Here is a 4,617-nt window from a genome sequence, read left to right as displayed (position 1 = left end):
GAAAACGAGCTGAAAGCAGGCTAGCACTTGCTCGGCCCCTCGAGCACACCCATGCCTTCTGTCTGTGGAACTTACCTGCTGTTTAGTCACGGCATTTGCTAGCGTAAAGGGGGCTGCGACCCGCGCCCAATAAGGCTGGAAGGCCAGATTGCCGGTTTTGCCGCCCGTCTCGTTTCAGCAACGGGTGAACGGCTGGATGTCCGTTAATTTTGCTAGCGCGTTTCCTCTAATTCGGATAATGCGGTTGCCCAGCAGCGCGATAGGCGCGTTGGCCAGAAGCTGCGTTGGCCAGAAGCGGCAGCAAGCGTAAATGCCGAAGGCCATTTTTTTCGATCCTCGGACGGCACCCATCCTTAGTATGCCGATCAAAAATACCATACGGTATGGCACTCTAGGTGTTACTTCGGCGGCCTTCAACATTCCTAGTGTGGATGTCGGTAAGCGCGGTGTCGTGCTGCGCTTAGGAGAGACGTTCCAGGCAGTGAGTTCGTGTTCCGGTGAAAAAGCCGCGCTAGCAGTATTAACGGACAGCGTTAGCGCTTCAATGGATACCGCTGGCAGAATTAACGATCTTCAACAGCAATCGAGCTTGACAGCCCGCTGTGCACACCGACCACGCGGAGTAACTGCCCGCAACGAGCCAGGCGAAGTCAACCTTCACGCGCCCGTCGTCGCATGCTTCCGGCCACACGATCACGATCGAGCGCTTCTCGTGTCTCGGTTTGTGGAAAACGACGCATCAGCGGATGCTCATCGGCATTGATCGGTAGGGTGGGTGTGGATGTCGGCGAACTGAAGGACGCGCTGCTCGATTATGGAGTTGCACGCGCCGAGAGAATGCGGGATGCTGATCTATACGGCGAAGATGCCGAGGGGTGGCCCGTGTGCATGTCAGGCGATCCGTCGAGCGGGAAGTTTTCGCTCCATCCACCGGCCCAGAGCAGACGCAACCGATCATTGCGCACGAGCAAATCGAGATCAGTTCTATCATGGATCCGATATTCGAAGAACATTTGATCGCTCAGGTCGGACGACCGGCGGAGATCGCCGCGCAGGCACGGTCGGGGAGTGATTGGTGGCTCGGAGATGAAGATCTGGCAGCGGCTATGCATTGGTATGTCGACAGCAAGTTCGGCCAGGAAGTGCCCGATGGAGAGAGCCTGTGAAGACAAATGATCTGGAAGGTGCGCAACTCGATTACTGGGTTGCTAAAGCGGAAGGCCTATCAAACCCAAAGGTGGAGGATGGCCTCTGCTGGGTGGCGTATGTTGATTGCGACAGCAAACACGAGAAGTCCGTCGAGGTTGACGCCGCCTTTTCGCCGTCGACGGACTGGGGTCAGGGCGGCCCAATCATCGAACGCGAAGACTACTGTCTGCCCCGGGTCAACACTAATGCTGGCGCACTACACCATGGCGGTTACGCAGCGTCCACACCGGCCGGCTTTTGCTTCTACGGAAACACTCCGCTGATCGCCGCCATGCGTGCCTACGTGGCAGACAAGTTCGGCGACGAAGTCCCTGACGAGATCTAGCCACCTTTCGTGCCGAGGGTTGTACATCCACTGGAAAACAGCCATGACATTCCAGGAGTTCAGATCGCAGTTGGCGATGCTACTGTGCGATCAGTCGCGCGGAACGACCGCAGACCTGACCGGCTTCGCCGTGGCATATTAGGACGGGCGCAATGTGCTGCCGTGTTTCTCCGCGACAACGGCAGACTCGGCGAGGAATACGCCCTCGACGTGACGCGTTTGAGCGATGGCACGACGCGTTCGTCGCGTGGCTCGCGTCCGCGTTGCACCGTGCGGCCCGACCTGGTGAACTAGGTGAACAAATCGCCGCTGCATGAGGCGGGATGAAAGGGGGGTGATCATTGCTTGACCGGCATCGAAGGTCATCCAGCGTTGCCTTCGTCACAGCGTAGCCATCATCGAAAGGACGCCGCCGGATACCCGTCAGCGACCGCCTACTCTTCGGGGAGAGCCGTACCGCTCCCGGAGATCATGATTACGCTCAGATCAGATGAATGGGAGAAGACGGTTGTGCAGGACGGAGTAGCGAAGTGCCCGGACTGTGGAACGACAGACCTGATGATGTGTATTAGCCGGTACTCGACCGGTCAGACAATGTCAGAAGAGATATCGTCCACTCCCGACCAGGGGGATGATTCTTCGGGACGAGTCGAGCCTCAAGCCTGCGCCTATGGCGCACCGCTTCGCGGCTTCGGGCTTGACCTTTTCCTCGTCCCAAAAACGACAGCTATCAAGTCGGGAATGACGAAATGAACAGACACTGTCTGTCGAGTCAAGTGCTGCTGTCTACAGATGATCGGAGCGTGCGCAATCGGTGCTGTGGCCATTCACCAGGAATACGTCTGCAACGTCTACCAAAACGAGTTCACGGCGCTCTCCGCGCGCTACCCATCGAGCGGACGAGATTTGCGTCGGCCAGCAGGTTCAACCGATATCATATGCCCCGGTTCGAAACATCGAACGCCTCCTTGAGCGCGCTTTCAATGTCAAATTCGCTGAGGTGCGGGGATTTGTTTTCCTCGAGAGTCTTCAATATTGCGAGTGCCAGATTCATGTCGCGTTTCATGATCTCCTCCTTTCGCAGATAGGACATACATCGAAAGGGCGTCACGGGTACAACGTGCGCGCAATCATACCGGGTGCGGCTTGCAGCCGGCTCCTTGCGCTTGCGCACAGTTGCGAGGTAAGGGCGGCACGACGAGAGCCGTTCAGGTCCACCATCGACGTTCATTAGACGGAACGCCCACCGGACGTTCCATCCAACTGACAAGTTGTGGCCGACCAGGCATATTCCCGTGCGCTCGTCCGGCATCGCGTGCCTGATTGCTTTTTTCTTGCTCGTCGCGAGTGGGTTCGCGTATTGCTGCGACAGATCGGCTGGCTTCTGCGCCGGCGTTGAAACCGGCTTTGCGCCCGGTACGGCTAAGGATACATCGATGGAACGTGTTTCATTGTCCTCCGAAAGGAGTCTCTGGGGCGCAGGCATCGAAGTACACGGCGAGCCCCCTCTTCTCGCTGGTGGGGCTCGCTGATTGCAGAGCTGACCGTCGGCGCCGCAATCGATGTGATTCCGGGTTCCCAACAGGCTTATGCCACAGTCCGAACGCGTTAGGTGAATTTCAACATCAGTCGCGAGCCCCGCCCGGGATTCAACGCTTCGGTCCCCTCATACCCTCGGTTTCCATCGCGGCATTCCGCTCTTCGCAGGCTTCAATGGGTTCCATGGTCTCGTCGATGCAAGCCGTCGCGCGTTCTGTGGCCGCCTTCGTTTCGTCGACGGTGGAGCCGAGTCCTCCGTCGTCGTCGCCCGGGGGCTCCAGCATGTCTCGAAGCATGGCCTGCAACTCCGGCGTGTCCCACGGCGCGCCATGCTGCTCTTTCTTCTTTATGTAGTGCCTGACTTCTGCGTCCTGCTCCGGTGTCAGGGGAAGACCGCGAAATGTGCTTTGGGGGGTAGCATCGGTCATGATATTGCTCCGGGATTTATCCCATTTTGAGTGTAGCCCTGTTGTGGCCAGCGAGCCTCAACTATCGGTCTGCGCATGGACTGATCCGTCCATTCGCATCGGCCTATCCAGCGAGCGGACGTTGGTATCGCCACAGGTACGAGCCCGGGCGCTTTGCGCAATTAATGCTGATAGCGGCACCGCGCAAACAATCCCCGGGCGGGACAACGTCACGCGATGACATGGTTACGCGCAGGGGCCTTGCGCAGAAGGGACATACCTCAAGCGCGGCTTTGCGTCTTTTTGCGGCACCTGCAGGCGGTTTCGACTGTTCATGGCGATGTGCGTACCGATGCAAATTGCGACGGGTCATGAAGGATGCCAGGAACTATGACAAAACTGTCCGGACAGTTTTCCATCGAGCGCGTGCACAAAAGCTGTACGCTGGTGGTTCCCGACTCTGACCGGATCAGACCCAGATGAGCGCATGGCATTCGGCTTTCACAACCTCAGCCGCAGCTATGACGCACTCGGGCATTGCGTAACGTTCTGGAGCTTTCTTGGGTTATGACAACGTCGTGAAGGGGACCGCGAATATCGGTGGCGGACAGACGGGAGGGCGGAAAATGCAACTGATCGAACCGGATGAGCGCCAGGCTTTCCTGGCGACCTTGCAGCGCAAGGGACTGGCAGAAGGTGAATTCGAACTGCTGGAAACGGATACGACTGACCCCAAGGGCGACGAGAACGTCGGCCTGCAGGGCTATGTCACCGTAACCAGACTATCAACACAAATTGCGAGGGAATACCCCATCGGCTTCGAAACCGGTTGGGTGCAGCATTTCAGACAGGATCTCGAAGCTGGCGTCTTCGATAAGCCGGAATGAGATCCCGCATCTCATTGAGCTGCAGGTAAGAGATGACCGCCCACCCGGTGCGGGTACCAGCCTGGAAGCAGGCATACTCACGCCCTGCGCGTGCATCCGGAAGAACAACTCCTTAGGGCGCGTCCCAATGTCGCTCCCACGGCTTCGCAGGCGGTTGCGAAGCCTCACTACGGTTGACAGCGGGCGATAGGCGGCAGGTATGTGCCGACTCAAAGCTGCGACTGACGAGACCAAAACAGATATTCGCGCG

The 4,617-nt window shown here is 58.1% G+C and carries 5 protein-coding genes; 3 read left to right on the top strand and 2 right to left on the bottom strand.

Annotation, left to right across the window (positions count from 1 at the left end):
• Window positions 1-989: 989 nt before the first annotated feature.
• Together FVF58_RS52235 and FVF58_RS50645 are read left to right on the top strand one after the other, a co-directional pair.
• The gene (locus FVF58_RS52235) at window positions 990-1,166 is read left to right on the top strand and encodes a hypothetical protein (RefSeq protein ID WP_188131235.1); all 177 of its coding nucleotides are present in this window, start codon (window positions 990-992) and stop codon (window positions 1,164-1,166) included.
• The gene (locus tag FVF58_RS50645; protein WP_149676936.1) at window positions 1,163-1,534 is read left to right on the top strand and encodes a phage protein NinX family protein; all 372 of its coding nucleotides are present in this window, start codon (window positions 1,163-1,165) and stop codon (window positions 1,532-1,534) included. Before FVF58_RS52235 ends, FVF58_RS50645 begins: the two co-directional genes overlap by 4 nt.
• Window positions 1,535-2,468: 934 nt before the next feature.
• Here the strand turns inward: FVF58_RS50645 and FVF58_RS50640 are convergent.
• Both FVF58_RS50640 and FVF58_RS50635 read right to left on the bottom strand, forming a co-directional pair.
• Entirely contained in the window at window positions 2,469-3,020 is a 552-nt protein-coding gene (locus FVF58_RS50640) for a hypothetical protein (protein ID WP_149676935.1), read from the bottom strand.
• Between the two features lie 163 nt (window positions 3,021-3,183).
• Window positions 3,184-3,501: a hypothetical protein gene (locus FVF58_RS50635; RefSeq protein WP_149676934.1), complete on the bottom strand. Its 318-nt coding sequence runs from the start codon at window positions 3,499-3,501 to the stop codon at window positions 3,184-3,186.
• 605 nt (window positions 3,502-4,106) lie between these two features.
• On the opposite strand from FVF58_RS50635, the gene FVF58_RS50630 reads away from it, so the two are divergent.
• Entirely contained in the window at window positions 4,107-4,367 is a 261-nt protein-coding gene (locus FVF58_RS50630) for a transcriptional regulator (RefSeq protein WP_149676933.1), read from the top strand.
• Window positions 4,368-4,617 lie beyond the last annotated feature (250 nt).

Origin of the sequence: Paraburkholderia panacisoli (assembly GCF_008369935.1) — a bacterium.
GTDB classification, from domain to species: domain Bacteria; phylum Pseudomonadota; class Gammaproteobacteria; order Burkholderiales; family Burkholderiaceae; genus Paraburkholderia; species Paraburkholderia panacisoli.
This window is presented reverse-complemented; position numbering and strand designations above follow the sequence as displayed.